At 42.7% G+C, this 26,415-nt stretch carries 24 protein-coding genes; 21 read left to right on the top strand and 3 right to left on the bottom strand.

All coding sequences use genetic code 11. From position 1 onward, the window contains the following. The first annotated feature begins 9 nt into the window (after nt 1–9). The 7 genes from fabG to B0H50_RS03185 all read left to right on the top strand — a co-directional run bounded on the left by fabG (nt 10) and on the right by B0H50_RS03185 (nt 6,858). Nucleotides 10–750, top strand: coding sequence for a 3-oxoacyl-[acyl-carrier-protein] reductase (gene fabG / locus B0H50_RS03215; RefSeq protein ID WP_106197816.1), 741 nt, complete (start codon nt 10–12; stop codon nt 748–750). Nucleotides 751–806: 56 nt separating this feature from the next. Then, nucleotides 807–1,052, top strand: coding sequence for an acyl carrier protein (acpP, locus tag B0H50_RS03210; protein WP_106197815.1), 246 nt, complete (start codon nt 807–809; stop codon nt 1,050–1,052). Between the two features lie 241 nt (nt 1,053–1,293). Then, a complete protein-coding gene (gene rnc / locus B0H50_RS03205) occupies nt 1,294–2,154 on the top strand; it encodes a ribonuclease III (protein WP_106200154.1) in 861 nt (286 codons plus the stop codon). Beyond that, complete coding sequence (locus B0H50_RS03200; protein WP_106200156.1) at nt 2,151–3,959, top strand: extracellular solute-binding protein; 1,809 nt, start codon at nt 2,151–2,153, stop codon at nt 3,957–3,959. The genes rnc and B0H50_RS03200 overlap by 4 nt, the downstream gene beginning before the upstream one ends. Continuing rightward, nucleotides 3,949–4,845, top strand: a complete 897-nt coding sequence (locus B0H50_RS03195) for an NAD(P)/FAD-dependent oxidoreductase (protein WP_106200158.1) — start codon at nt 3,949–3,951, stop codon at nt 4,843–4,845. The genes B0H50_RS03200 and B0H50_RS03195 overlap by 11 nt, the downstream gene beginning before the upstream one ends. After that, nucleotides 4,842–6,044, top strand: a complete 1,203-nt coding sequence (coaBC, locus tag B0H50_RS03190) for a bifunctional phosphopantothenoylcysteine decarboxylase/phosphopantothenate--cysteine ligase CoaBC (RefSeq protein ID WP_106200160.1) — start codon at nt 4,842–4,844, stop codon at nt 6,042–6,044. The genes B0H50_RS03195 and coaBC overlap by 4 nt, the downstream gene beginning before the upstream one ends. Further along, nucleotides 6,037–6,858, top strand: a complete 822-nt coding sequence (locus B0H50_RS03185) for a hypothetical protein (RefSeq protein ID WP_109587239.1) — start codon at nt 6,037–6,039, stop codon at nt 6,856–6,858. Before coaBC ends, B0H50_RS03185 begins: the two co-directional genes overlap by 8 nt. Here B0H50_RS03185 and B0H50_RS03180 read toward each other — a convergent pair. The 3 genes from B0H50_RS03180 to B0H50_RS03170 form a co-directional block, all read right to left on the bottom strand. Beyond that, entirely contained in the window at nt 6,855–8,201 is a 1,347-nt protein-coding gene (locus B0H50_RS03180) for an MATE family efflux transporter (protein ID WP_106200164.1), read from the bottom strand. The genes B0H50_RS03185 and B0H50_RS03180 overlap by 4 nt on opposite strands. 23 nt (nt 8,202–8,224) lie before the next feature. Further along, nucleotides 8,225–9,604 (bottom strand): hypothetical protein, encoded by a 1,380-nt coding sequence (locus B0H50_RS03175; protein ID WP_146193665.1) that lies wholly within the window; start codon nt 9,602–9,604, stop codon nt 8,225–8,227. A 62-nt stretch (nt 9,605–9,666) separates the two neighbouring features. Beyond that, nucleotides 9,667–11,436, bottom strand: coding sequence for a hypothetical protein (locus tag B0H50_RS03170; RefSeq protein ID WP_109587237.1), 1,770 nt, complete (start codon nt 11,434–11,436; stop codon nt 9,667–9,669). A gap of 347 nt (nt 11,437–11,783) precedes the next feature. Here B0H50_RS03170 and rplM point away from each other — a divergent pair, with 347 nt between their 5' ends. The 14 genes from rplM to B0H50_RS03100 all read left to right on the top strand — a co-directional run. After that, nucleotides 11,784–12,218, top strand: a complete 435-nt coding sequence (gene rplM / locus B0H50_RS03165) for a 50S ribosomal protein L13 (RefSeq protein ID WP_106200144.1) — start codon at nt 11,784–11,786, stop codon at nt 12,216–12,218. Between the two features lie 16 nt (nt 12,219–12,234). After that, nucleotides 12,235–12,639: a 30S ribosomal protein S9 gene (gene rpsI, locus B0H50_RS03160; protein ID WP_106200128.1), complete on the top strand. Its 405-nt coding sequence runs from the start codon at nt 12,235–12,237 to the stop codon at nt 12,637–12,639. 262 nt (nt 12,640–12,901) lie between these two features. Further along, entirely contained in the window at nt 12,902–13,711 is an 810-nt protein-coding gene (rpsB, locus tag B0H50_RS03155; RefSeq protein ID WP_106200146.1) for a 30S ribosomal protein S2, read from the top strand. 2 nt (nt 13,712–13,713) lie between these two features. After that, complete coding sequence (gene tsf / locus B0H50_RS03150) at nt 13,714–14,613, top strand: translation elongation factor Ts (protein ID WP_233244486.1); 900 nt, start codon at nt 13,714–13,716, stop codon at nt 14,611–14,613. A gap of 2 nt (nt 14,614–14,615) precedes the next feature. Then, nucleotides 14,616–15,329: a UMP kinase gene (gene pyrH, locus B0H50_RS03145; protein WP_106200130.1), complete on the top strand. Its 714-nt coding sequence runs from the start codon at nt 14,616–14,618 to the stop codon at nt 15,327–15,329. 30 nt (nt 15,330–15,359) lie between these two features. Beyond that, nucleotides 15,360–15,896, top strand: a complete 537-nt coding sequence (gene frr, locus B0H50_RS03140) for a ribosome recycling factor (RefSeq protein WP_106200132.1) — start codon at nt 15,360–15,362, stop codon at nt 15,894–15,896. A 5-nt stretch (nt 15,897–15,901) separates the two neighbouring features. Next, a complete protein-coding gene (locus B0H50_RS03135; RefSeq protein ID WP_106200134.1) occupies nt 15,902–16,612 on the top strand; it encodes an isoprenyl transferase in 711 nt (236 codons plus the stop codon). Further along, nucleotides 16,605–17,450, top strand: a complete 846-nt coding sequence (locus B0H50_RS03130; protein ID WP_106200150.1) for a phosphatidate cytidylyltransferase — start codon at nt 16,605–16,607, stop codon at nt 17,448–17,450. The genes B0H50_RS03135 and B0H50_RS03130 overlap by 8 nt, the downstream gene beginning before the upstream one ends. Further along, nucleotides 17,450–18,601 carry a 1-deoxy-D-xylulose-5-phosphate reductoisomerase gene (locus B0H50_RS03125; RefSeq protein ID WP_106200136.1) on the top strand — a complete coding sequence of 384 codons (1,152 nt, stop codon included), beginning with the start codon at nt 17,450–17,452 and terminating at the stop codon, nt 18,599–18,601. The genes B0H50_RS03130 and B0H50_RS03125 overlap by 1 nt, the downstream gene beginning before the upstream one ends. 24 nt (nt 18,602–18,625) lie before the next feature. Beyond that, nucleotides 18,626–19,996, top strand: a complete 1,371-nt coding sequence (gene rseP, locus B0H50_RS03120) for an RIP metalloprotease RseP (protein ID WP_106200138.1) — start codon at nt 18,626–18,628, stop codon at nt 19,994–19,996. 818 nt (nt 19,997–20,814) lie between these two features. After that, a complete protein-coding gene (locus B0H50_RS03115; protein WP_158256547.1) occupies nt 20,815–21,564 on the top strand; it encodes an Rpn family recombination-promoting nuclease/putative transposase in 750 nt (249 codons plus the stop codon). Nucleotides 21,565–22,261: 697 nt separating this feature from the next. Then, a complete protein-coding gene (locus B0H50_RS03110; protein WP_109587236.1) occupies nt 22,262–24,769 on the top strand; it encodes a DNA cytosine methyltransferase in 2,508 nt (835 codons plus the stop codon). A 2-nt stretch (nt 24,770–24,771) separates the two neighbouring features. Then, on the top strand, nt 24,772–25,962 hold the full coding sequence (locus tag B0H50_RS03105; protein ID WP_109587235.1) for a hypothetical protein: 1,191 nt from the start codon (nt 24,772–24,774) through the stop codon (nt 25,960–25,962). Nucleotides 25,963–26,017: 55 nt separating this feature from the next. Next, the coding region (locus B0H50_RS03100; protein WP_199219604.1) for a DUF4372 domain-containing protein at nt 26,018–26,415 on the top strand (398 nt) is incomplete at its 3' end.

Genomic DNA, 26,415 nt, shown 5'->3' with positions numbered 1-26,415 from the left:
GGAGATTTTATGCTGGATTTGAAAGGCAAAGTCGCAGTGGTCACGGGAGCTTCTCGCGGTATCGGTTTGGAAATTGCCAAAACTCTTGCTGCTCAAGGCGCGCGAGTGGCCGTGATTTCGACGAAAGAACGTCCGGAAATTGCAGAACAGATTTCTACCGAAACGGGTTCCGAAGCGAAAAGCTACGCTTGCGATGTTTCGGATTCGGAACAAGTGGCGGCGACATTCAAAGCAATTCTCGAAGCATTTGGCCAAATCGATATTTTGGTGAACAATGCGGGCATTACCCGCGATGGTTTGATGATGCGCATGAAAGATGCCGACTTTGACGATGTGATTCGGACAAATCTGCGTTCGGCTTTCCTTTGCACGCGTGCGGTCGCTCGTCATATGATGGGTCGTCGTTCGGGTCGCATTGTGAATATGGCGAGCATTAACGGCATCCGCGCTCAGGCGGGACAATCGAATTATGCCGCTTCGAAAGCGGGCATTATCGGCCTCACCAAGACGAATGCGATGGAATTTGCTGCTCGCGGCATTACGGTGAACGCAGTCGCTCCGGGCTTTATCGGAACGGATATGACGGCGAAACTTTCTCCGGAAATGCTTGAAAAGTTCCAAAATGCCATTCCGGAACAGAGAATTGGTCAACCGAAAGATGTGGCTAATGCTGTTGCATTCCTCGTTTCGGACGAAGCGAGTTACATCACAGGTCAAGTCCTTGGCGTAGACGGTGGTCTCGGTGCGTGACTTGATATTTTGACAAAAATTTCTAAATTTTCACAAAACCTCAAACGGAGTTAAAAATGACTGAAGAAGAACTTCTCAAAAAAATTACGGCTGTTGTCGTCGAAAAGCTCGGTGTCAAGCCGGAAGACGTGACCCGCGACGCTTCCTTCGTGAACGATCTCGGCGCTGATTCCCTCGACCGCGTTGAACTCGTGATGGCTCTCGAAGACGAATTCGACATCGAAATCCTCGACGAAGATGCTGAAAAGTTCATCAAGGTTTCCGACGTTCTCTCTTACATTCAGAACAAGCTGAACAAGTAATCGAACTCGGTTTCTGAAGCAGTCCTTTCGTCAACAGATCTCGGTTGAGGTCAAGTGACGAAAGGGCTGTTTTCGTTTTAAAGGCGGTTGAAATTTAATCTCCTCGGAGAAGTATGCGCTATCGTCTGCATGCCTTTATTTACAAGGCTTCTTGGTAATTTTTATTCTGCGACGATTTGAATGCTTCCGTTTATCCTTTTGACGGAATAACAAGCGAACTTAAAATTTCTAAATTCCTCGTATGGAAGAAAAACAAGGTAAAAATGTGATTCGCCGCATATTTTTGTGGTTCCGCAAAAAATCGGGAAATGACCTCGAAAAAAGTTTGGGTTATGAATTTAAAAATCCCGAATATTTAGCGCATGCGTTGGTGCATCGTTCTTGGCTTTCGGGCAAAGAAATGCCTTATTGGGAAAATAATGAACGCTTGGAATTTTTGGGCGATTCTGTTTTGAATATGCTCGTCACAGAATACCTTTATAAAACTTATCCGCATTTACCCGAAGGCGATCTTTCGAAGATGAAAAGCGTCATCGTTTCGGGACAAGCGCTTACGAAAATTGCCCGCAGTTGGAATTTGGGCTCGTATTTGCGCGTCGGAAAAGGCGAAGCGAAAAACGGTGGCCGTGATCGCGATAGCGTTTTGGAAGATGCGTTCGAAGCGATTCTCGGTGCTATTTATTTGGATAGCGACATTAAACAATGCCGAAAATTTTTGGAGAAACACATTTTCCCGAATGTGCAAGAAGTTGTCTCCGAATCGGATTTTATCAATTATAAAAGCGCCCTTTTGGAATATATGCAAGCGCGTTCATTGCCTGCGCCCGATTATGAAGTCGTTTCGGAATCCGGGCCGGAGCACTGCAAAATTTTTGAGATGACGGTGATGTACGATGGCCACGAATATGGTCGCGGAAAAGGCGCTTCCAAAAAGAAAGCAGAACAAGAAGCTGCCAAAGAAGCTCTTGCAAAATTTCAAGCGGAAGAAGCTGCCAAAACAAACGAAGCTCTTCTCAATACGAAACCGCAAAAAGTGACAAAGCGTTCCATCGCCCGCACCGAAAAAGCGGCGCGCGAAGCTGCAAAAGGAAAAAAGAAATGAACGGGAAAATAAAATTTTTAGGAATTCTCGGAATTCTCATCGCATTCACCGCTTGCCAAGAAAAAGATTCGCCGAAAACGGCTGCAAAAACGCAGTGTCCAGCTGCAGCACAATATCCTGCGGATGCGGATGGTGAATACGATCCGATGGCAAATCTCGCGGCAGTTCCTTGCGGAAATATTCGCCTTTGGGGCTCTGCGATGCCGAAGTCTTTCAACATGTGGGAAGATTATAACAGCTTTAGCGCGGGCTTGATGAATTTAATGTTTGAGCCTCTCGTTTCGTTGCATACAACCGAAGATCGTCCGGTGGGAATTCTCGCTGATCGTTGGGAAATTTCTGCGGACAGCATGACATTTACATTTCATTTGGATCCGCGGGCAAAGTGGAGCGATGGCAAATCCATTACCGCCGAAGATGTGCAGTTTTATTACGACGTCATCATGAATCCGAAAAATTTAACGCCGATTTTTAAAGTCGGATTATCGCGTTTCTCGCGCCCCGAAATTGTGGATTCTCTCACGATTGCGATTACAGCAAAAGATGTGCATTGGGCGAATTTTTGGGAAGCCGCAGGACTTGTCGCATTCCCCAAACATATTTGGAAAGACGCAGACTTTAATCAAATTCGTTACAAATTTCCGGTGGTCGAAGGCCCGTATAAAATTTCAGATTTTCGCGAAGATCGCTACGTAGAACTTTCTCGAAACGCAGATTGGTGGGGCTATCATAAAAAATGGAATCACGGAAAATATAATTTCGAAAAAATCCGTTACCGTTTTATGGAAGATCGCACGAAAGCGCTCGAAGCTTTCAAAAAAGGCGACTTGGACGCTTACGCAGTTTACACCTCATCGATTTGGATGAAGCAAACCGATTTCGATGCTGTGAAAAAAGGTTGGGCGGTAAAACAGCGCATTTTCAATCGCGAACCGATTGGCTTCCAAGGAATGGCGATGAATTTACGCCGCGAAAAATTTCAAGATGTCCGCGTGCGCAAAGCGCTTTCGTATTTGATGAATCGAAAATTGATGAACGAAAAATATATGTACGATCAATATTTTTTGCTCAACAGTTATTATCCGGATTTATGGGAATCGCATGAAAATCCGAAAGCGTTAAATTATCCGTTTGATATGGATCAAGCGCGAAAACTTTTCGCCGAAGCGGGTTACGTTCCTGGCGCCAAAGGAATGCTTGAAAAAGAAGGGAAGCCGTTTACGATTTCGTTTATCACGGCGAGCGAAGATATGCGGCATTTGACTCTTTATCAAGAAGCGTTGCAAAAAGCGGGCATTCAAGTTTCCATCGAACAAATTTCGCAAAGTACTCTCCGCAAACGTTTGGATGAAGCGGACTTTGATATGTATTGGATTGCTTGGGGAAGCTCTCGGTTAAATGATCCCGAAGCATCGTGGTCGAGTGCAACGGCAAATGATCCCGGAACCAATAATGTTACCGGTTTACAAGATGCGATTGTCGATAGTCTTGTAAAATTGCAAAAGACAGAATTTGATTTGAAAAAGCGCCAAGAAATTTTGCGGGCGTTAGATTTACGTTTAACCGAAATTGTGCCGTATGTACTTATGTGGCAATGCGATTTTCATCGGATTCTTTACTGGAATCGTTTCGGAATGCCGCAAAATGTTTATGCAAAATTTGGACGCGAAGACGAAAGCATTCCGATTTATTGGTGGCTTTCTACGGAAAAATCCGAAGCGTTAAATGCAGCGATGGACGCGGGAAAAGAACTTCCTATTGAATCCGCAGATGTGCGTTATCAAGAGGTGAAAAATGCAGAATGATTTTGATGTCTTGATTATCGGGAAAGGTCCCGCTGGAATTTCTGCAGCACTTTATGCTTTGCGCGCAGGGCTTTCGGTTTTAATCGTCGCAAAAGATGCGGGCGCACTTTCTCGGGCACATGCCATCGCCAATTATTACGGCTTAGAAAGCGCCATCACGGGCAAGGAACTTGCGCAACGCGGTGAAGATCAAGCGAAGAAATTAGGCGCAGAATTTTTCACGGGAGAAGTCATCGATTTAATGTTTGCCGAAAAATTTCATGTGCGCGTGAAATACGAAAATGCGGAAACAGAATTTTTGGCGAAGTCGGTAATTATCGCAGCAGGTTCTGTGCGTTCGAAAGCTCCGGTTCCCGGCTTGGACGCGTTCGAAGGAAAAGGTGTTAGTTACTGCGCCGTGTGCGATGGATTTTTTTATCGCAAAAAAAATGTGGCAGTTCTCGGCAGCGGCGCGTATGCGCTCGCTGAAGCGAGTGAACTTTTACCGCTCGCCGCATCGGTTTCAATTTGCACATTAGGCGAAAAAACGACGGTGGAAATTCCCGCAGATTATGCGCTTGAAACCGAAAAAATTGTCGCAGTAGAAGGCGAAGGCAAAGTGCAAAAAATTCGCTTTGAAAGCGGAAAAGAAATTGCGGTTGATGGAATTTTTGTGGCGATTGGAACGGCGAGTGCCGCCGATTTGGCGCGCAAAACCGGAGCTGCTGTGCAGAAAAATAAACTCGCCGTTGACGAAAAACGCATGACAACAGTGCCGGGACTTTTTGCGGCGGGCGATTGCCTCGGAGGAATTTTGCAAGTAGCGGTTGCTGTTGGCGACGGTGCAAAAGCGGGCCTCGGGGCGATTGAATTTGTGCGAAATCTCAAAGCAAAGGAATCGAAATGAATCTTTCGGGAAAGAAAATTCTTTTGGGCGTTACCGGAAGCATCGCGGCGTATAAAGCTTGCGAACTTTTGCGCTTACTTCAAAAAGAAGGTGCCGAAGTCCGCGTGGCGATGACGGAAGCGGCGACGAAATTTGTCGCACCTTTAACTTTTGCTTCGCTTTCTAAATGTCCGGTTTATACAAAAGATGGAAATCCCGAAGGACGTCCGTTTCAACACATCGACTTTCCGCGTTGGGCAGATCTTTTTTTAGCGGCGCCCGCCTCGGCGGATTGCATTGGAAAAATGGCGAATGGAATTGCCGACGATCCGGTTTCGCTTTGCTATATGTCGAGCGCTTGCCCAAAATGGATTGCGCCCGCGATGAATACGACGATGTTTTTATCGCCGGCGGTAAAGCGCAATTTGATAACTCTCCGTTCTTTTTCGGATACGCAAATTTTAGAATCGCCGAGCGGAGAACTCGCTTGCGGAGAAAATGGACCGGGACGATTTATGGAGCCCGCAGAAATTGTGCGCGCTCTCAAAAATTTTCGTGAAAAAGAAAATGGAAAAACTGTTTTAATTACCGCGGGCAGAACCGAAGAAGCAATTGACCCGGTGCGTTATATTTCAAATCGTTCGAGTGGAAAAACTGCAGTCGCTCTCGCTGAAGCATTTTGGAATGCGGGTTATCGCGTCGTTTTTGTGCACGGCCCGATGGATATTTCTGCGCCAACTTTTGCTGAAAATGTCCGCATAAAAAATTCGCTCGAAATGTATCAAGCGGTGATGCAAAGAGAATCGGAAGTAAACGCAATCGTGCATTGCGCAGCCGTTGCCGATTATCGTCCGAAGCATGTTTCTCAAACGAAAATCAAAGATAGTCGCAGTCAACTTAATTTGGAATTGGAACCGAATCCGAATATTTTGCGGGACTCGGTGAAGAATAAATCTGCAGGTCAAATCATCGTAGGCTTTGGGCTCGAAACGGATGATGTAAAAAATCATGGCGCAGAAAAATTTGAAAAAAGTGGCGCCGATTTACTCGTACTCAATACGCCTGTAATGCAAAATGCGGGCTTTGGATTTGACCGCGTTCCGTTTGCGATTCTCGAAAAAAATGCGCCGATTCCCGAATTGCAAATGCACACAAAATCGGAATTAGCACAAAAAATTGCAGATAAAGTAACTTGCTTGTTGGAGTCTTCTCATGCCTGATTTTTCGGAACTTGCGAAATATCTCGCCGAACAAATTGACATCGGGGAAAGTTCTGTTATTTTAGATGAACCGTGGACTCTTTCGCCCGTTCGAATGTCTCAGCCGGTGAATGCTCCGCAGCCAATTTCTGCGCCATCGCCCGCTCCGTTTTCACAGCCGCAACGTTCTTCTTTTTCTACGCCCGCGCCTGCTCCTGCAAAACCGCGCGTCTTTAATCCCGCGCCCGCAAAAATTATCATTCCCGAATCAGCAAAATCAGCAGTGCCTTCGGCGTATGAAAACGCCAAAACTTTGGAAGAATTTTACAGTTTGGTTGCAGCCGAAAAATTGTATGCGAAAACGCAATTTATCCGCGGCGAAGGAAAATTAAACGCCCCGCGATTTTTGCTCGTCGTGTATTCTCCGCTAGAAAAATATTTGACAAATGGTTATGTGAATTCGGATGTGGGACAAATGATTTTGCGCATGTTCAAAAGTTTGCATGTAACGCCCGAAGAAATCGCTGTCACCTATTTTTGCAAAAAAGTCATTTCGCGAATGGTGCTTCCGCAAGTTGCTGCTGTATTCAAAAAAATGCTTGAAAAAGAAATCGCATTGATGCAGCCGACGACGGTAATTTTCTTCGGCGATAAATTATTAAAGCAAGCGCTTGCGCAAAATGCTCTCAAAGTGGTGGACTTTGGCGGAACGCCTCTAGAATTTGCGGGGAAGCCTGCGACAGCGCTCATCGATCCCGAAGAAATGTTTGCGAATAAGCAATTAAAACTCGTCACTTGGAAAATTCAAATTCCGAAGTGTAAATTTTTTAGCTAGTGCATAATCGATTTTTTGGCAATTCTTTTTTGAAGCCAAATAAATACGGCGACGCAAACGATAACGGAAAATAAAGAGCCCAAAGGAGCGGCAAGTCCCATCGCATAAAGCGAATCGGGAAAATATTTTGCAGCGAGCCATGTGCCCGGAATGCGAAATAAAATAATTGAAAATAAATTGTGAACAAACGAAATAATCGAATAGCCGCACGCAGTAAAATATCCGCTAAAGCAAAAATGAATGGAAGCAAAAAAGCAATCGATTACATACGTGCGCAAATATTGCACGCCAAATAAAATGACTGCTGTTTCGCTTGTAAAAAGTTTGAGCGAAGGCTCTGAAATAAATTGAAATAAAACGGCAAAAATAATTCCGATTCCCACAGCAATACTTGTGCCCGCCCAAAGAGTTTTCTTGGCTCGTTCGTGAAATCCCGCACCTAAATTTTGCGCAGCGATGGCAGAAATTGTTGAAAGCATCGCAGACGGCACTAAGAATAAAAAGCAAATAATTTTTTCGACAATTCCTACGGCGGCTGCAATTTCTAAACCGCGACTATTCGCAATCATCGTGATGAACAAAAACGAAACTTGAATAAATCCGTCTTGTAACGCAATCGGCGAACCAATGCTCCAAATAGCTTGAAGAATTTTTTTGTGAATTCGAAAATCTCTGCGGGTTAAAGGAATTCCAAGGTGCAATTTTTTTGCGGCGATTAACGAAATGAAAACGCTTAACGCTTGCGCAATAATCGTTGCCAATGCAGCGCCCTTCGCGCCCCATTTTAAAACGCCCATAAAAATAAAATCGAGAAAAATATTTAAAATGCACGCAAACGCAATAAAGTACATCGGATGTTTTGAATCGCCTAGCCCGCGGAAAATTGCAGCGATTAAGTTGTATGCAATGATGAATGGAATTCCGGCAAAGCAAATTTTCAAATAATTTTTTGTTTCTTCTACCGCTTCGGTTGGCGTTTGTAAAATGGACACAATGCTTGAACAAAAAAACAAAAGCACAACAGTCGAAATACATGCGACAGCGCTAAACAATAAAATCGTATTTCCTGTGATGCGAGAAATGCTTCGAAAATTTTTTGCGCCCACCGCTTTGCTAATTAAAACCGTCACGCCCATCGCAAGCCCGACAATCATCACGGTCAAAAAATGCATCGCTTGGCTTCCGACGGCAACTGCGGTAATCGATTTGGCGCCTTCGTATTGTCCGATAATAAAAAGGTCCGCGAGGCCATAAAGAGTTTGCAAAAAATACGCCGCCAAATACGGAATCGAAAAGACCGCAATATTTTTTAAAATACTTCCTTGCGTTAAATTAACAGGCATGCGGTAAATTTAGAAATATTCAATTAAAAATAAAATCCCATTCGGACATCTATTCCGAAACCGGTTTTAAAAGGCGAAAGATGCTCAGTCTTTGAAATTTTGTGATTCTCTTTTGAAGGCTCTTTTTCCATTTCAGGATTTTGTGGAACGACTTGCGAACTTTTTGGATGAATGCGGCCAAGTTCTTTATGAACATAAAAAGGAATAATTTGACTTGCAGTTGCTTGCAAAAAATAATTTCTTTGTGGACTTTCCAATAAAAATCCTAAATTCAGAATGGAACCTGCGAGTTGAAATTCTCCATGATACAAAGCGTTCTTTTTTGTTTTAATGAGCAAAGCTTTTGTCGTCTCATTGACAAGAGTCATATCGAGTTCGCCTTGTGCATACAACAAATACATGGAAACTTGCGGACTAAAATGAAAATTTCCTAACAGGCAATGAAATTCGCGTTTGATGTTAGAATAAAAAATTGCATTTTTAGATTCGCCAAAAAGTCTAAAATTTGTTTTGTAAAAACTGAACGAAAGAGTTTGCAAAAGCGATGGATCGAGCGCTCGATTGGGCGCTAAACTTTCTTTGTATTTTGACATTTCTTTCGGGAGTCTTAAATGAATGAAAGAAACGCCCAAACGAAGTGACCAGTTGAGATTTGTTAGTTTATTTTCCGCCAATAAAATATGCGATTTTCCATTTTGATACATAAACCGTTTTGCGTTTTCTTGGTCGGTTCTAATTCCAAAAAAAGTCGCATTTGAATACAAATACATCAGCTGAAATTGATCGGAAAAATTTCCACTTTTATAGCGATATGAAAATTTCGAAAAATATAAATCCAACGAATCGCGAAGTTCATAATGCTCATCATTTAACGGAGCGCGTCTCGTGTAAAAATATTCCAAATCCAAAGCAAAAAGATGCTTGTTTAATTTTGTTCCGACGGCAATTCCTTTTCTAAAAAATTCACTTTCTTGATACATGCGCAAAGTGTCCAAAAGTCCATTGGGTTCTTCGGAAGTCCACGTCGCTTTCATCCCGCTAAAAGTTCCACCGCCGAGTAAAAACGAAACGAAGTAAAGCGAATCTCTTTGATGAAAAGTACTTTTGACGAAAGCCCTTGCGTCATCATCATTTCCTAAAATTTCGGATTCTAAATCGAGATAAGAAAATCTGCCATATAAATTTGTCGTCGCTTCAATTTTTTTTAAGCTGGTCGCAATTGTCCAAAAATTCGTCCACGAAATCCGCGCTTTATAAGCGTGAATATTTGCACTTGCCGAAAACACGCCGACATTAACTGAGTCTTCGATTTTTAATTCGGACGCATTGGCAGAAGCTTCATTTGTATTCCATAAAAAAAGCCCGCGGCCGCGAGCTTCAAACGAATTTGATGCTCCCATCACAAACGATGAGAGCGCAAATAGCAAACAAATGAAAAGTGATAATTTCAATTTTTAATTAGCGTTTAATCAAAAATAGATTCGTCATCTTCCTCTTCGTCAAAATCGTAAATATAATAAATCAGTTTTCCTAATTTTTCTTGCGTCATTTCCGGGAAAACGCCGCCAAATGTGGGGTCTGGGAAGATGACGGTTCTTGCATAATAATCTGGCGTTTTATTTTCGTGACGGATAATTTCAAGTGCGTTTGCAGTCTTGTTCCCGTTTTTATCGGTAAACATACAAACATCAGAAAGCACGGAAATATCCATGACTTTATAATAAGCATCGCCATTTTTAACTTGGCAAACTTCGTCAGAGAATGTGTAAATTTCTGCGGAATTTGTATTGGCGAATTCATCGGTTTCAAACGCATAATTACAACTAGACAAATAAACCTTAATTGATTCCCAACCGTCATCGCTATAATAATCTAAAAAATATTCTACAGTATCAGAAGTGTAAGACTGCCGTGCATAAATATAAAATCTACCATATTGATGATTACTCAAAGATCTAAACTTGCTCATGATTTCATATTCTGCAAGAATCGTAGAATCTTCATCATCGATATCGTCCCAATTTTCGCTGCGCCAATCAAATCCGGTTTTGGGAAATTTTGTCCAAGTTTCAATGGGCTTGATTTTATGATACGGATAATAATCTTGAATGCCTTCGGTAATTTCAAAGAATTTTTGAATATTGACGGCAAGAAGAGAATCGTGAATTTGCACTTTTACAATTCCGTGTAAACCTTTTTGAATGGAATCGCAAATATCAATGGATTTTTGAATATCATTTGCCGAAATATCCGATTCTTCGTCAAAGCCGACATTGAAAGCGGAATACGGATTTTTGCCCGCGTTTAGCATTTTAAAAGTAAGGCCTGCTTTGACATTTTCTACGGCGGAATCGAGAGCTTCGGGAATTTTTTTATAGCGGTCTTTCCAGCTGTTTTTGACTGTTGTAAAAGGACTGCTTTTTTCAAGAAGTGAAATGGCTTGCTTGATGGCTTTTTGTTCGTTGGCGTTTAAATTTTCAAAAGAGTAGCGGTAGCGATCAACGCTATCAGCTGTTTTAACCCAATTATAAGAGTCATCTAAAGAAGCATCTAAATTAAAAGAAGCGACAGCCGTTAAAAGTGCATTAACCGCTTGAACCGCGCCGATGGCGACATCTAAATCGCCTTCATCAATATCCAAACGTTCGCCGTCGTTATCCAACGAATACAAGAAATTGCCCGCGCTTTTCACATTTTGCAAAAGGGCAATGGCCGAATCGGTTTTCGGGATAAAAGTATTTACCACCGTGGATTGAACGCGGTCATTGATCAAGCCGTATTTGTTTGCCGACAAATTGACGATTGCACCCGCGTAATTTCCAACATCGACATTGAATAAATTGAGTTTTAAATTTTCATCGCCGGACTCATAAACTCTGTAAATCGAATCGACTAAGGAATTGTTGATTGTATTGGCGAGAAGAGTAACTGCTAAACCAAATTGCGCTTCGCAACTATTCGGGTAAGCGTTCAGCGCTTTGTGAAAAGTCTCTTCGGCATTGGCGACGTAGAATTTGAGATTTTCGTAATTGTTTCTATTTTCAATTGCTTGCAAAACGGTTTTGTTCGCATCGTCAATTTGCGCGCGGAGGTTTGCGTCTTCAATATCCACGCAAGCCGAAATATCGATATCGGGATTCGATGGACCTTGCGAACTAGACGAAGAATCATCGGAACACGCATTCATCAAAAATGCGCTAGAAATTGCAACTCCAAAAAGTTTTTTGTAATCCATAAATTACGATTCCTTGTAAATTTTTGTGTAAATCTAATAAAATAATTGACGATTTTCTATGTATAATTATTGCAAAAAATGGAAAATGAGAAAATGGCTCAAGGAATTTCTCAGCGCGAATTCTAACGCCTTCAATTTTTGAATTTTTCTAGAATGCGCACGATTCTTTCATCAATTTGATTGTGTTAATTGTTTTAATTATTATAATTGATAGAATAAAAAAGTCAAAAATGACGCGGAAAATGGAAAAAATTTCCTTTTTTGCCCTTGATTTTTGTATTGGACTTTCTAATTTTGCTTCGCACTGCGGCGCGGTTCTGTGTCTGCAGCAACTTTTAGAGGATTACATGAAAACCATTATGGTGAACCCCAAGACGGTCACTCGTCAGTGGAAGCTCATCGACGCCGAAGGCAAGCCTCTCGGTCGCGTCGCCACCGCTGCTGCCCGCCTTTTGATGGGCAAGCACAAGGCTATCTATTCCCCGAACGTCGATACTGGCGACTTCGTGGTGATTATCAATGCTGGCAAGGTTGCAACCACCGGCAAGAAAGCTCAACAGAAGCAGTACTTCCACCACACCGGTCACATTGGCGGTGAACGCTGGATTTCTTACGAAGCTTTGATGGAAAAGCACCCGACAGAACCGCTTATGGAAGCGATCTGGGGCATGCTCCCGCACAGCTCTCTCGGCAAGAAGATGCTGAAGAAACTTAAAATCTACGCTGGTGCGGAACAGCCGCACGCGGCCCAACACCTCGAAACCGTAAGCATCGATTTCTAGGACGGAGGATATCTCTATTACTACCGCAAAATCTAAGAAGATCTACCGTGGCACCGGTCGTCGCAAGAACGCCATCGCTGCTGTTATCTTGAAGCCGGGTTCCGGCAAGCGTACCATCAATGGTCGCGATTTTAAGGAATATTTCCACTCTGACGTGCAAGATATGATTGCAAACCTTCCGTTTGCAGTTCTCAACAATGCAGACCAGTGGGATGTTGAAGTGAACGCTCATGGCGGTGGAATCGCTGGCCAGATGGGTGCAGTTCGCTTGGGCATTGCTCGCGCTCTCGTTGCAAACAACGCCGAAGACAAGTCCGCTCTCAAGAAAGAAGGTCTCATGACCCGTGATTCTCGTGCTGTGGAACGTAAGAAGTTCGGCCGCAAGAAGGCTCGTAAGCACTTCCAGTTCAGCAAGCGTTAATCGCTTGGCAAAGAAATTTGCAAAAAAGCTCCCGTTTTCGGGGGCTTTTTTTGTGCTTCATTTTCACGGGAATCGGAATGGTTTTTGGGGGCAATTTGCGTTTGCATTTTTTCTTAGAAAGATGAATTTTTCTAAATTTTCCGCGCTCAAATAATTTCGTTTGGGCATAACAAGCACCGGCCTATTCAAAAAATCGCTTCGGTGGCCTTTGGGCTTTGCGATTTTTCCGCCGGGAAGAACAACCGAAAAAAGGAAAATTATCATGGCTAATCTGCCTTCCGTTGAAGAACTCCTCTCTGCTGGCGCTCACTTTGGTCACCAGGCTCAGCGCTGGAACCCGAAAATGAAGCCGTATATCTTGGCGAAGAAGAATGACATCTACGTCATCAATCTCGACAAGACGATCAAGATGCTTGAAGAAGCAGGCAAGGTCGCTGCTCGTATTTCGAGCGAAGGCAAGAGCGTTCTCTTCGTCGGTACAAAGCCCACGGCACGCGCAATCGTGGAAGAAGCTGCTCAGAAGACGAATCATTTCTTCGTTTCGAACCGCTGGCTCGGTGGTATGCTCACCAACTTCCAGACTGTTCGCAAGTCCATTAAGCAAATCGATAAGATTGATCAAATGGAAGCTGACGGACTCTTCAAAGAACTCTCCAAGAAGGAAGTTCTCGACAAGACTCGTCTCCGCGAAAAGATGCTCGGCGTGTTCGGCGGTATCCGTGAAATGGCAACCCTTCCGGGTCTCGTCGTTGTCACCGACCTCCATCACGAACACATCGCTGTGGCTGAAGCTCGTCGTTTGCACATTCCTATCATCGGCATTTGCGACACGAACGTGGATCCGACCCTCGTGGATTATCCGGTTCCGGCAAACGATGACGCTGTGAAGTCTATCAAGCTCATCGTGGACTACATCGCAGCAAACGTGACGACTCGTTCTGAAGTGGCAAAGACTGCGGATGCAGAATCTGCAGCAAAGAAGTTTGATGACGCTCCGCGCAAGCGCAATTTCAAGCCGCGCAAGGCTGCTCCGAAGTCCGAAGAAAAGTCCGAAACCGCTGAGGAAAAGTAACAATGGCGATTACAATTACTGCCGCAATGGTAAACGAACTCCGTCAGAAGACTGGCGTGGGTATGATGCAATGCAAGAAGGCTTTGACCGAAGCTGAAGGCGATCAGGAAAAGGCATTCGAACTTCTCCGTAAGCAGGGTGCTGCTGTCGCTGCAAAGCGTGCGGACAAGGCTGCGAAAGAAGGTCGCGTGTTCCTCGTGATGGCTGCAAATCGCGCTGTCGCATTCGAACTCGGCTGCGAAACCGAACCGGTTTCTCAGAACCAAGACTTCGTCGCTCTTGCAAATCTCGCAGTGAAGGCTTGCGAAACTCAAGACATCAACTCGGTGGATGACTTGAAGAACGCTGTCGTTGACGGTGTGAAAATCGGTGACAAGCTCCAGGATGTTCTCGTGAAGATCCAGGAAAACATCGACTTCCGCAAACTCCGCGTCATTACTTGCGGTGCAAACGAAATCCTCGGCTCTTACAATCACATGAATGGTAAGGTCGGCGTGATCGTGAAGCTCGCATTCGAAGGTTCTTTGAACAATGAAGAAGGTTTGAAGGCTGTCGCAAAAGACATCGCCATGCAGACTTCCGCATTTGCTCCGGAAGCGGTGAATAACGCTGCTATCCCAGCAGATCGCATTGCAAAGGAACGCGAAATTGCTCGCGAACAGATCGAACGTCAAGCTGCGGAAACCGGCAAGAAGACAAAGCCGGAATTCGTGGAACGTCAGATCGATGGCCGCGTGGCAAAGGTTCTGAAGGAACTCGTCCTCGAAGATCAAGAATTCTTCATGAGCGACAAGAACCCGCAGAAACTCAATGTGAAGGATTACCTCCAGAGCAAGGCCGCCGAATTCGGTCTTTCTTCTTTGAAGGTCGTTGACTTCGTTCGTTTCGAAAGAGGTAACTAATTATGGCAAGCACCAAGTTTAACCGTATTCTTTTAAAACTTTCTGGCGAAGCTCTCGCTGGGGAAAAAGGTCACGGCATCGACTCCGAAATCCTCACTACGATGGCTTCCGAAATCGCATCCGTTGTGAAGTCGGGAGTTCAAGTGGCGTTGGTGATCGGCGGCGGAAACTTGGTGCGCGGCATCTCGGCATCGGCTGGCGGCATGAATCGTGCTCAAGGCGATGCCATGGGAATGCTCGGAACTGTCATGAATGGACTTGCGATGCAGGATGCTCTCGATAAGCAGGGCATTCCGTGCGTCGTGATGTCTGCAATTCGGATGGAACCTATCTGCGAATTCTTTAATCGCAGACGGGCTCTGTCTCTCCTTTCTTCGGGAACTGTTGTGATTTTCTCCGCAGGAACCGGAAACCCTTACTTTACGACAGATAGCGCCGCAGCACTTCGTGCGATTGAATCGGAATGCGATGTGATTATGAAGGCGACTAAAGTCGATGGAATTTATACAGATGACCCGGTGAAAAATCCGGCGGCAACACGTTTTGACGACATTACCTACACCGAAGTGATTAACCGCGGCTTAAAAGTGATGGACACTGCTGCAGTTGCGCTTTGCTTAGAACAGAAAATGCCGATTTTGGTCTTTAAAATGGAAAAAGGGAACTTGACCAAGGCGACTGTTGAAGGTAATTTAGGTACACTTGTACATTGCTAATCGCTTGTACCGAATTTGAAAGAGGATTTCATGGCTGAAGAATATGAAGTAAAAATGCAAAAGGCGATCGAAGCAACCGAACGCGAATTTTCCAAAATCCGCACAAGCGTTGCAACTCCCGCTATTTTGAACAACATCCGCGTGGACTATTACGGAACGCCGACTCCGATTCCGCAGGTGGCAAAGGTCACTGTGCCGGAACCGCGTATGCTTCTCGTGACCCCGTGGGAAAAGCAAATGGTCGAACCGATTAATCGCGCCATTCAAATGGCAAATATCGGTGTGTCGCCGATTATGGAAGGAAACGGCATCCGCGTTTCGATTCCAATTCTCACATCGGAACGTCGTGCTGAACTCGCAAAAATTGCGCGCAAACATGCCGAAGAAGGCAAGGTCGCAATTCGCAACATTCGCCGCGACGCCAACGATGCGATTAAGAAAAATAAAGAACTCGGCGAAGACGAATCCAAAAAGCGTCAGGATCAAATTCAGAAAATCACCGACAGCTACATTGCAAAAATCGATGAAATTCTGAAAGTCAAAGAAGCTGACTTGCTCGAGGTGTAGTCGGTATGGCGAACGGGCTGAAACATGTTGCCATCATTATGGATGGCAACGGTCGCTGGGCAAAGAGCCGCGGCTTAGAACGTTTTCTGGGACACCGCAAAGGAACTCAGGCGACTATTGATGCGGTAAAATTCGGGTGTGATTTGCACTTGGAACATTTGACCTTGTATGTGTTCAGCTCCGAGAACTGGCAACGCCCTTCGAAAGAAGTGGATTATTTGATGAAGCTCCTTGTGGAAATGGTTCACAAGGAACTTCCAGATTTGATGGAAAAAAATGTAAAGCTCGTGGTCATCGGAAACATTAACCGTTTGCCCGATGCTCCGCGCAAGCAACTGCAGCACGCTATCGATACAACTGCGAATAATACGGGGATGCAATTAAATCTTGCAATTTCTTACGGCGGACGTTTAGAAATCGTCGATGCCTGCAAAGCGATTGCAGAGAAAGTGCAAAAGGGAACTCTTGCGTTAGATGCAATTGACGAATCTGTTTTCGCTGAACATCTTTATTTAAAGGGCGCACCCGATCCGGATTTGGTGATTCGCACCGGCGGAGAATTCCGCCTTTCGAATTATCTTTTGTGGCAAGCTGCTTACAGTGAATTTTATGTGACGCCGACTCTTTGGCCCGAATTTACGAACGAAGAATTTCAAAAAGCGATTGATTTTTACAATACGCGCGAACGCCGTTTCGGCAAGGTTCTTGATGAGTAATTTAACTCTTCGCATTCTTTTTGCGGCGATTGCTATCCCAGTTACATTTGTGCTTTTGTGGCTGAACGATATTTCTCGGCTCGCTTTAATGAGCTTTTTCTGCGGAGCGGGCGCTTGGGAATGGGCACGGATGGCTTCGAAAATGTATAAAGGTCCGTCGATGCAAGTGGTGGCGCCTGTCACTGCGGTGGCGTTAACTCTTGCGTGGATTTTCCAATCGGGACATTTCTTTGGACTTGCTCCGGTTCCGCATTTAGTCGGGCTTGTTTTTGTCTGCGTCTTTGCCATTTACATCGGAATTGCATTTTCAAAAGTTTCAATTGATCATCTTTTTCCGTGGTTAATGATGCAGCTCGGCGCTCCGCTTTATTTAGGATTATGGGGAGGCTTGAATATTTATTTGCTCGGCTCGGGCAGTTTTTCGATTGAACATTCTTATAAACTCGTCATCGTAATGACAGCGATGTGGGTCTGCGATACGATGGCTTACTTTGGCGGACGCCTTTTCGGCAAGCATAAATTTGCTCCGGAAATTAGCCCGAAGAAAACATGGGAAGGCGCGATTTGCGGAACGCTTTTTGCAGTCGCTTGGGTCATGTTCTTTGCTCCATCTGTCTTCGGCTTGGATTATGCGCGCGCAGCGATTCTCGGGATTGTTCTTGCGATTTCGGGACAAGTCGGCGATTTGTTAGAATCGACTTTGAAGCGTTGGTCCGGAACAAAAGATGCGAGCCAAATTTTCCCCGGTCACGGTGGCGTTCTCGATCGCGCAGATTCGTTCTACCTTTCGGCGCCGACAGTTGTGCTGGTGATGTATTTTGTTAACGGAGCGATTTGATGAAACAGGTTTGTCTTTTGGGAGCAACGGGTTCGATTGGAACTTCGACCATCGGCGTTTTAAAACAGCATCCAGATCGTTTTAAACTTTACGCGATTGCGGCAAACAGCAACTGGAAAAAAATGGCGGAAATTGCCCGCGAAATGGACGTGGAACGTTTCTGCATGTTTGACGAAACCGCAGCCAAGGCTCTTGAAAAAGAACTCGGTAAACCGGTGCTTTCGGGAATGGACGGACTCTGCGAATTAGCAAGCGATCCGAAAACCGATATCGTCCTCAATTCTTTAATGGGTTCTGTCGGATGCCTTCCGACACTTTCTGCAATTCGTTCTTCAAAGCATATCGCTCTTGCGAACAAAGAAACCTTGGTGATGGCGGGCGAAGTTATCAAAGAAGCGCTTCGCGAAAATCCGAAAGCGTATTTGACTCCGGTTGATTCGGAACACAATGCGATTTTCCAATGCCTCGCCGACCGCCCCAAAGTCGAAGTTGAAAATTTGCAAATTACCGCTTCGGGTGGACCTTTCCGCGAATGGCCTGTCGAAAAATTCAAAGACATCCGCGTTGAAGATGCGCTCAATCATCCTGTCTGGAGCATGGGTCGAAAAATTACAATCGACTCGGCGAGCATGATGAATAAAGGCCTCGAAGTCATCGAAGCGCATTTCTTGTTTGACATTCCTTACGAACAAATTAAAGTCGTTGTGCATCCGCAAAGTCGCGTGCATTCTCTTGTGCAATTCCGCGATGGCAATTTGATGGCGCAGCTCGGTGCTCCGGATATGAAAATTCCTATTCAGGTGGCACTTACTTGGCCAGAACGCATCCCGCTCAAAACGGATCGTTTGGATCTCGCCGAAGTCGGGAAATTTACTTTCTTCCAACCGGATTTAGAAAAATTCCGTTGCTTAGCAATCGCTATCGAATGCGGCAAAAAAGCGGGACTTTATACCGCGATGATGAACGCTGCAAACGAAGTTTTGGTGAACGCTTTCCTCGAAAAGAAAATCGGCTTTATGGATATTCCTGCGGGAGTCGAAAAAGTCATCGCGAAAACGCCGACGGTTTCGGGCAAACTCGATTTGGAAACTATCCTCGCTGCCGATGCCGAAGCAAGAAAGTTGGCGCAAAGCCTCATTCCGAACTTTTAACTCTTCATTTTTATAATTCAATTTATGGAACACCTCTTCTCCAATGTGGCGATGTTTGTGCTTGGGCTGATTGCTTTAAGCTTTTTGGTTTTCATACATGAACTCGGACATTTTATCGTCGCCAAATGGAATAAGGTAAAAGTCAACACATTTTCCATTGGCTTTGGCAAAAAATTGCTGCGGTTCAAAAAAGGGGAAACGGAATATTGCATTTCGCTCATTCCTTTCGGCGGTTATGTGGCGATGGAAGGCGAAAATCCGGACTCGCCCGAATCCGATGACCCGCGTGGATTTGCTAAAAAAAGTGTGGGCGCTCGGGCGGCGATTGCTTTTGCGGGGCCGTTTGTCAATATCGTTTTTGCGTTTTTCCTTTTGGTCGGACTTTACATGTGGGGAGTCGAAGAACCGGAATCTTCGCGGTTAATCGTCGGACTCGTCGTCCCTGAAAGCGCTGCGGCTCAAGCGGGAATTCAACCGGGCGATACGATTTTTGAAGTCGATGGAAAAGCGACTGCGGGCTGGGATGATTTTCGGGAACAAATCGGCGTGCGAATCGGAGCGAATGTTTCGATTAAACTCACTCGCGGCGGCGATACGATTTCGACGATGTTAATTCCTCAAGAAATGATTATTCCGGCGCAGGATTCTTCGGACGAAAATATTCACATGGGAGTTGGCGATGCGGGAATTTATCCGCGGCATCGAATTGTGGTCGCAGAAACTCCGTTCGCCGGAAGCGTTGCCGAAAAAGTCGGCGTCTTAAAAGGCGATACGATTACCGAAATCAATCATCAATGGCTTTACGATTATCAAAGCGTCGTCAAATTTATCAGCGGCTCCGAAGGGAATCCTCTGACTCTCACCATTCACCGCGGCGCAGATACCCTTTATAAAGAAGTTTCGCCCGTTTACAATGAAGAATATAAACGCTACATGATTGGCATTCGGATGCAATATGTGATGTTCCGTGAAACGCATATTGTGAAGCGCAATTTGCCGGATGCAGTCGTCAAAGCAAGTGCGACAAGTTGGAAATTGACGACGAGCGTTTTCCGTTATTTTAAGCGTCTCTTCCAAGGTCAAGTGAAAGTTGATGCAATGTCGGGACCGGTGACAATTGTCGCTGTCATGGGCAATGTTTGGATGGCGGGCTTCCAAGAATTTTTGATGATGCTTGCCCTCATCAGCATCAATTTAGGCGTGATGAATTTACTCCCGCTTGCTATTACCGATGGCGGCATCCTCTTATTCCTTTTGATCGAAGCAATCCGCGGTAAACCCGTTTCGCAAGAAAAGCAGGCGCTCATTCAAAAAATCGCCATGTCGCTTTTTATCGCTTTATTTGTTTTCATCACATTTCTCGATATTGAAAAAATCGGACTTTTCTTAAAATGAATTAAATGAGGAAGGTAGAATTTGGCGCGGCGTAGGCGCGAGTTTTTTTGAGAACTTAGAGCTGAGATCTTTGAACTTAGAAATTCTAAGCTCTAAGCAAATGAAATTTCTAGCCTCCAAAGTTTCAGATGGAGGTTTCAAATGAAATTTCTAGCCAATATTTTTTGGGATGGAGGGTTCAAATGAAATTTCTTGCCAATATTTGGGCGGCGGGAACTCATTTTAAAAAATTTTTGGACATATTTTGAGTGCGGGAAGTCATCTTTAAAAATTTTTGGGCAAATCTTGAACGAAAAATATCTTCTTTTAATTTTTAACGCTGAAAATTACTGCTAGATTCTACCCCAAAGGGCTTAATTCAACTAAGGAACTAAAGTTCCAAGTTTCATATATCGCTCCGCCTTCGGCTCCACTCAGAATGACACAGAGTTTGTCATCCCTTCGCAATGCCCTGCGTGTCATCCTGAACGCAGTGAAGGATCTAGCTGTTCTCATTGCGAAAAAAAAGCTAGATCCGTTCACTTCGCCTTCGGCTCCGTTCAGGATGACACGGCGGATGTGTCTGCGGCTCCGTTCAGGATGACAAAAAAGGATGCGGGCGTATACGCCGGCTCACTTTTGAATTGTGAATGATCAATTATCTTAGGAATTCTAAGCTCTAAAATCTAAGTTCTAAGATCTTTCTTTCCACTTTTTTCGATTTTAAGTAAAATCTTCTTTACTTTTAGAATATTTTTCCCAAAAAAAACGTCTATACTCTTAGATAGAAAAAAATTTTTCTATTCGCTTTTTTGGGGGCGTTCCCAATGGAGAACAAAATGACAAATCAAAAATCTCATCGCAGTCACGATGCATTTTTCCGCTGGCTTTTTGCCGATGAAAATCATTCGCGAGCGTTATTGAAACTGTGTGCGAAGCAGAATCCGGAAAGTGCTGAGTTTTTGAATTTTTTCGATTTGAATTCGCTTGAGCGGATTCCGGATTCGTATTCCGAAGTAGACGAAACGGGCGAAGCCGATTTGGCTTTCCGTGTGAAAAATGCGAAAGGGCTTCCCGGATTGATCGGGATGCTTTTGGCGCACAAATCGGGCTCATATAAATCTGTATTCGCACAAATTTCTCGCTATGCCGATATGGTGATGGAAGTGCAGAATGATATGGGGATGGAATTGTACACTAAAGATAATCCGTATGGACTGCTGCCGACATGGGCTTTCGTTTTTTACAACGGAAAAGGTTCGTGGGATCCGATGAAAATTTTGCGTGAAAGGTATAGCGATTACTTTTTGAGTTCTGCGCTGCCTTGTCAATGCAGTTTCATCGATATGAAAATGATTTCCGACGAAGATTGCACCGGCTGCGACGATGTTGCAACGGCGATGGGCTTGACCGCGATGAAATATGCATTTGACCGCGAAAAATTACTCAAAGCATTGCTGCAATTTAAAAGTCGCTTTCAAAAGTTGCCGCCCGCCGAGGCCAAAGACCTTTTGAAAAAAATTTCATTCTATTTGAAAGAGTTTTTGGACGATAAAGTCATCGAGGAGTTGAACGGGGCATTCGTATAAGCACCGGCCTCTCTATCAACGAAATCAAAGTCTTGTAAGAAAGAACCGCGCAAGCGGTTCCTTTTTCCCTCATTTTTTAATCGTCCTTTTCCGTTTTCAAAAAAATTCACATTCTTTAATCAATTTGACATTTGGCGTCAAATGCGATTATCTATATTTCCTTTTGTACATAAAGAGTTTTGTTCTTGTTCCTCACTGAAACTTCGACAATTTCACGGATAAGGAATAAGGCAACGCTCACGCTTGTTGCTAAGCTTTACTTAGCGGCATCGTTTTGCTACATGCATACTTTTTTAGATCTGCCTGTGCGCATTGCGACCTTATGGGGCGTGGGTTGTTTGCGTTTATTATGTCCGGGCAGTCGAAGGCCTCAGTGGGTAAGCGCATTCAACCTCACGCCTTTTTCATTTTAAATCGCGTTGTGGGGAATGCGGCAAGAAAAACTCTTGCTGGGTTTGCTCTTGTTCGCTCCTGAAACTTCGACAACTTCAGAACATTAGAATAAGACAAACGTTCGTTGACTTATGATTGCATAGGTCATGGTGCACCCTGGGCATGCTGTAGCCATTCAGTTCCCAGAGGAATTTGCGCACGTACACGCGTGCGCTTGCGGGCGTTTTCTTGACTTGTTTTGACATTGCGGTTTCTTGTTCCCGACCGAGGGTGAACTCGTTCACCTTCAACTCGAGGAACGAGAGTGACTGAAAAACTTAAAACCTATATCAGTTTATTTAGTAGTGCAGGTGTAGGGTGCTTCGGTTTTAAAAAAGAAGGTTTTGATTGCGTAGCCACGGTTGAATTGTTAGCTCGTCGTTTGGAGGTTCAAAAATGTAATCAGAAATGTCGCTATGATTCTGGGTACATTTGTGGGGATATGACGTTGGATGAAACCAAGGAAAAAATATTTTCTGAGGTTAGTTTTTGGAGAAAAAAGCATAATGTTGATGAATTAGATGTTTTAATTGCAACTCCTCCTTGTCAAGGAATGTCTTATATCAATCATAAGAAAAATGATGAAAAAAAGGAAATGAAACGAAACTCCTTAGTGATAGAATCAATAAAAATGACTAAGGATTTGAAACCAAAATTTTTTGTATATGAAAATGTCAAAGCGTTTCTTGGAACATCTTGCTTAGATGTAGATGGAAATTTTAAATCAATCTTTGACGCGATTTCTCAGAATTTAGAAGGCATCTATAATATTCTTTATAAAGTCGTTAATTTTAAAGATTATGGTTGTCCATCTAGCAGAACTCGCACTTTGGTATTAGGCGTTCGTAAAGACATTCTTGATGTTTCTCCATACGATATTTTTCCTAATCGTCAAAAGGAAAAAACTTTACGCCAAGTAATAGGGCATTTACCTTCGCTAAAGGTAATGGGTGAAATATCTAAAGAAGATATATATCACGCTTTTAGAAAATATAATCCCATAATGGTACCTTGGATTGAAAATCTCAAAGAGGGGCAGGGCGCTTTTGAAAATGAAGAAATTAATCGTCGTCCATATCATATTGAAAATGGAAAGAAAGTATTCAATGTGGAAAAAAATGGCGATAAATATACAAGGCAATTTTGGGATAAAGTTCCTCCATGTATCCACACAAGAAATGATATTTTAGCCAGTCAGAATACAATTCATCCAGTTGATAATCGTGTATTCAGCATTAGGGAAGTGATGTTGATGATGTCAGTCCCAAAGGATTTTGAATGGAATCGAATTCCTTATGTGCAACTAAACGCATTGCCATTGCAAGAAAAAGAAGAATATCTCGCCAAGATGAGCATCAATATTCGACAAAATTTAGGCGAAGCTGTCCCCACAATTATATTTCAACAGATTGCATTTAAGATCAAATTCGCAATAGAAAATCTTTATTCTGATGGCGAAATTCTTCATTTAATTCAAGATGAAAACATATCTAATAATGAATCTATTCTGTGTTACATTCGTAAACATCATACTCTTGGCTTTATCAATCTTTCAAAAATTGCGGAATATGCAAACGCACTTCGTGAAAATAATGAAGCTTTTTATACACGATCTAATATTTGTTATTCAATACTAAAATCTCTTCCTGATTCAAAGAATTTTAAATCGCTAAAAATAATGGAGCCTTCTGCAGGTGTTGGAAATTTTATTCCAGGCTTAATAGAAAAATATAGGGATGTTCCAAACGTTTGCATAGATGTCTTTGATATTGATTCAAATAGTATTTCAATTGTTAAAGAATTATTGAAAATTATAGATGTTCCTTCAAATGTACATATCAATTTTATTGTTGCAGATTTTTTGACGTATCAGAATAAAGAAATCTACGACATCATTGTAGGAAATCCTCCGTATAAAAAATTGACGGGAAATCCAAAACTTTTATCCATGTATAAGAATACTGTGGTAAACAAGGATACAAATAATCTTTTTTCTTTCTTTATTGAAAAATCATTAGACTGTGGAAGATTGGTTTCGCTTATTGTTCCAAAGAGTTTAATTAGCGCACCAGAATTCAATTTAACGAGAAAAATTCTTGCAAATCATAAAATTGAAAAAGTTATTGATTTTGGAGAACATGGATTTAAGGGTGTTAAAATTGAAACGGTTGCATTTGTAGTATGGCATAATCAAATAGCAGAAAATACAATCATTGAATCTTATATCACGGATGCAATTTTTCAGCAAAAACAATCTTATATCACAGATAAGGTTTACCCATATTGGCTTCTTTACCGTAATCTTGAATTTGATGAAATTGCTAGAAAAATGACTTTTGGAATATTTAGTGCTTTTAGAGATCGAACGATAACAAAAAAGATTACGAAAAATGTAGGGAAAATTCGTGTATTAAAATCGAGAAATATTGGGAATAATGAAATAAAAAATATTGAAGGATACGACTGTTATATCGATGATGTTTCTGGTCTTGCTGTTGGCTCTTTTTTGAATAAGAATAATTGCATACTTGTTCCAAACCTTACATATAAACCTAGAGCTTGTTTTCTGCCTAAAAATTGTATTGCAGATGGCTCTGTTGCTATTCTTGAAACAAAAGATAAAACAATAGTCATTACAAAAAAAGACTTGGCATATTTTGCTACAGATGAATTTTCGCAATTTTATAGAATCGCAAGAAATTTTGGAACTAGATCTCTAAATATTGATTCTAATGCGGTTTTCTTTTTTGGGAAAATAAAACAGGGGGAATAAAAATGGATTTAGAAATATTCTTCAATCGGTTTAATGATTTTGATATTCGGATAAATCATGATGCTCGTTATGTAGATCAAAAATGCACACCTGATATTGTATGCTTCATTGCAGATTGTATTCTTAATACTAGTTGTGCAAATAAATCATTTTCGATTAATGATTTATGGGAAGAAACATTTTTTGAACAAAATTGCCGAGTAGTTTTTGGCAAACCTTCTCCTACAGACCCAAAAGCGAGAAATGAATATAATAAGGTTTTGAGTCAGCCTTTAAAATTGCTAGCATACGCTCATGTGTTAAATGTTGTCAATCAAGGGCGTAATCTAATATTTAAAGTAGCTGAACAAAAAGTACTTGAATTTATATCCATCAAAGAACGAAACGCTTTTCAATTTCTTTACTTTTTTTTCAAAGCAGTAGTTGAACAAAGTGGTATAAAAAGATTTTTTGATGAATATGAATCAATGTGTAAAGAAAATCCAAATTTAGCGAAAGATACAATCTACTCTCGATACCACAAATTTATTTCGGCAAATACTCCTTCTCAGTCCAAAATAGATTGTGATAGAATGTTTCATAAAGTATTTAATATATTTGCTTTTTCTAAAGGTCTTCCTGGAAGTAATGGCAAAATTTTGAATTGGTACGATTTAATGTATAATCGATTAAATTGGCGTGATACCGGAAAGAAAAAGTCAGAAACACGAGAAGAATCAGAAAAAACAAAAATAAAAAATATCAATGAGAATTTTTATCTTGATTATCAAGTGAAGAAAGCTATCCGTTTAATCAAACAGATGCATGGTGAAATTAGTGAAGTTAATGATGATCTTGCTGCAGGAAAAGCTACAGAGGTTCATCACATTTTTCCGAAGTCAAAATATCCCCTTCTTGCTGCGTATTTAGAAAATTTGATTCTTTTAACAAGTAGCCAACATCGTCAACGAGCTCATGTAAATAGCAATTTTAATACTATCAATCCAGATTATCAATTGTGCTGCTTATTGGCTAAGTCTAGAACAATTGAAAAATATATTATCGCTAATGGAGAAACTTGTTATACAAAAAAAGCTTTTACTTATATAGTTAACGAGGGACTAGAAAAAAAACTCATAGAAGATTCTGATTCGTTTGATGTTATGCGAAAGAGAATTTGTTATGAATTATTAGTGTCCGGTAAAACTTTTTAATTCAACCTGAAATCTAACAAAAAAAGGCGACTTCCGTTTCCGGGAGTCGCCACTTTTGACTATTGTTCAGTTTGCAATCAAAAACAAGCTCAAAAGCACCATGGAAAGTAGAAATTTTACCGGACAGCCGATATACGCACAAATCACAAAATACCTCTCTAAAGGCGAAATTCTGAGGCAATCCCGCAGCGTTGGCGGGGAACGCTATGTCAAGAAGTTCGACGGGTTCCAGCACCTGCTCGTGCTGTTGTTCGCTGTATTCAAAAATTACAGGTCCCTGCGCGAAATCCTTACGGGAGTGAACACGGAAGCGAGGCACCTGTGGCACGCCGGGTTCACGGGACCGCTGAAGATGAGCACTTTTTCCGACGCGAACAACAGACGCCCCTGCAAGTTCTTCGAGGCCGTCTACAAGTCGCTCTACGAAAAGTTCGGCCGTTTTTTACCGGACAG

It is taken from the genome of Hallerella porci (assembly GCF_003148885.1).
In the GTDB taxonomy this organism is placed as follows: Bacteria; Fibrobacterota; Fibrobacteria; order Fibrobacterales; family Fibrobacteraceae; genus Hallerella; species Hallerella porci.
Note: the sequence above shows the minus strand (reverse complement) of the source record. Positions and strands in the feature narration are given on the sequence as shown.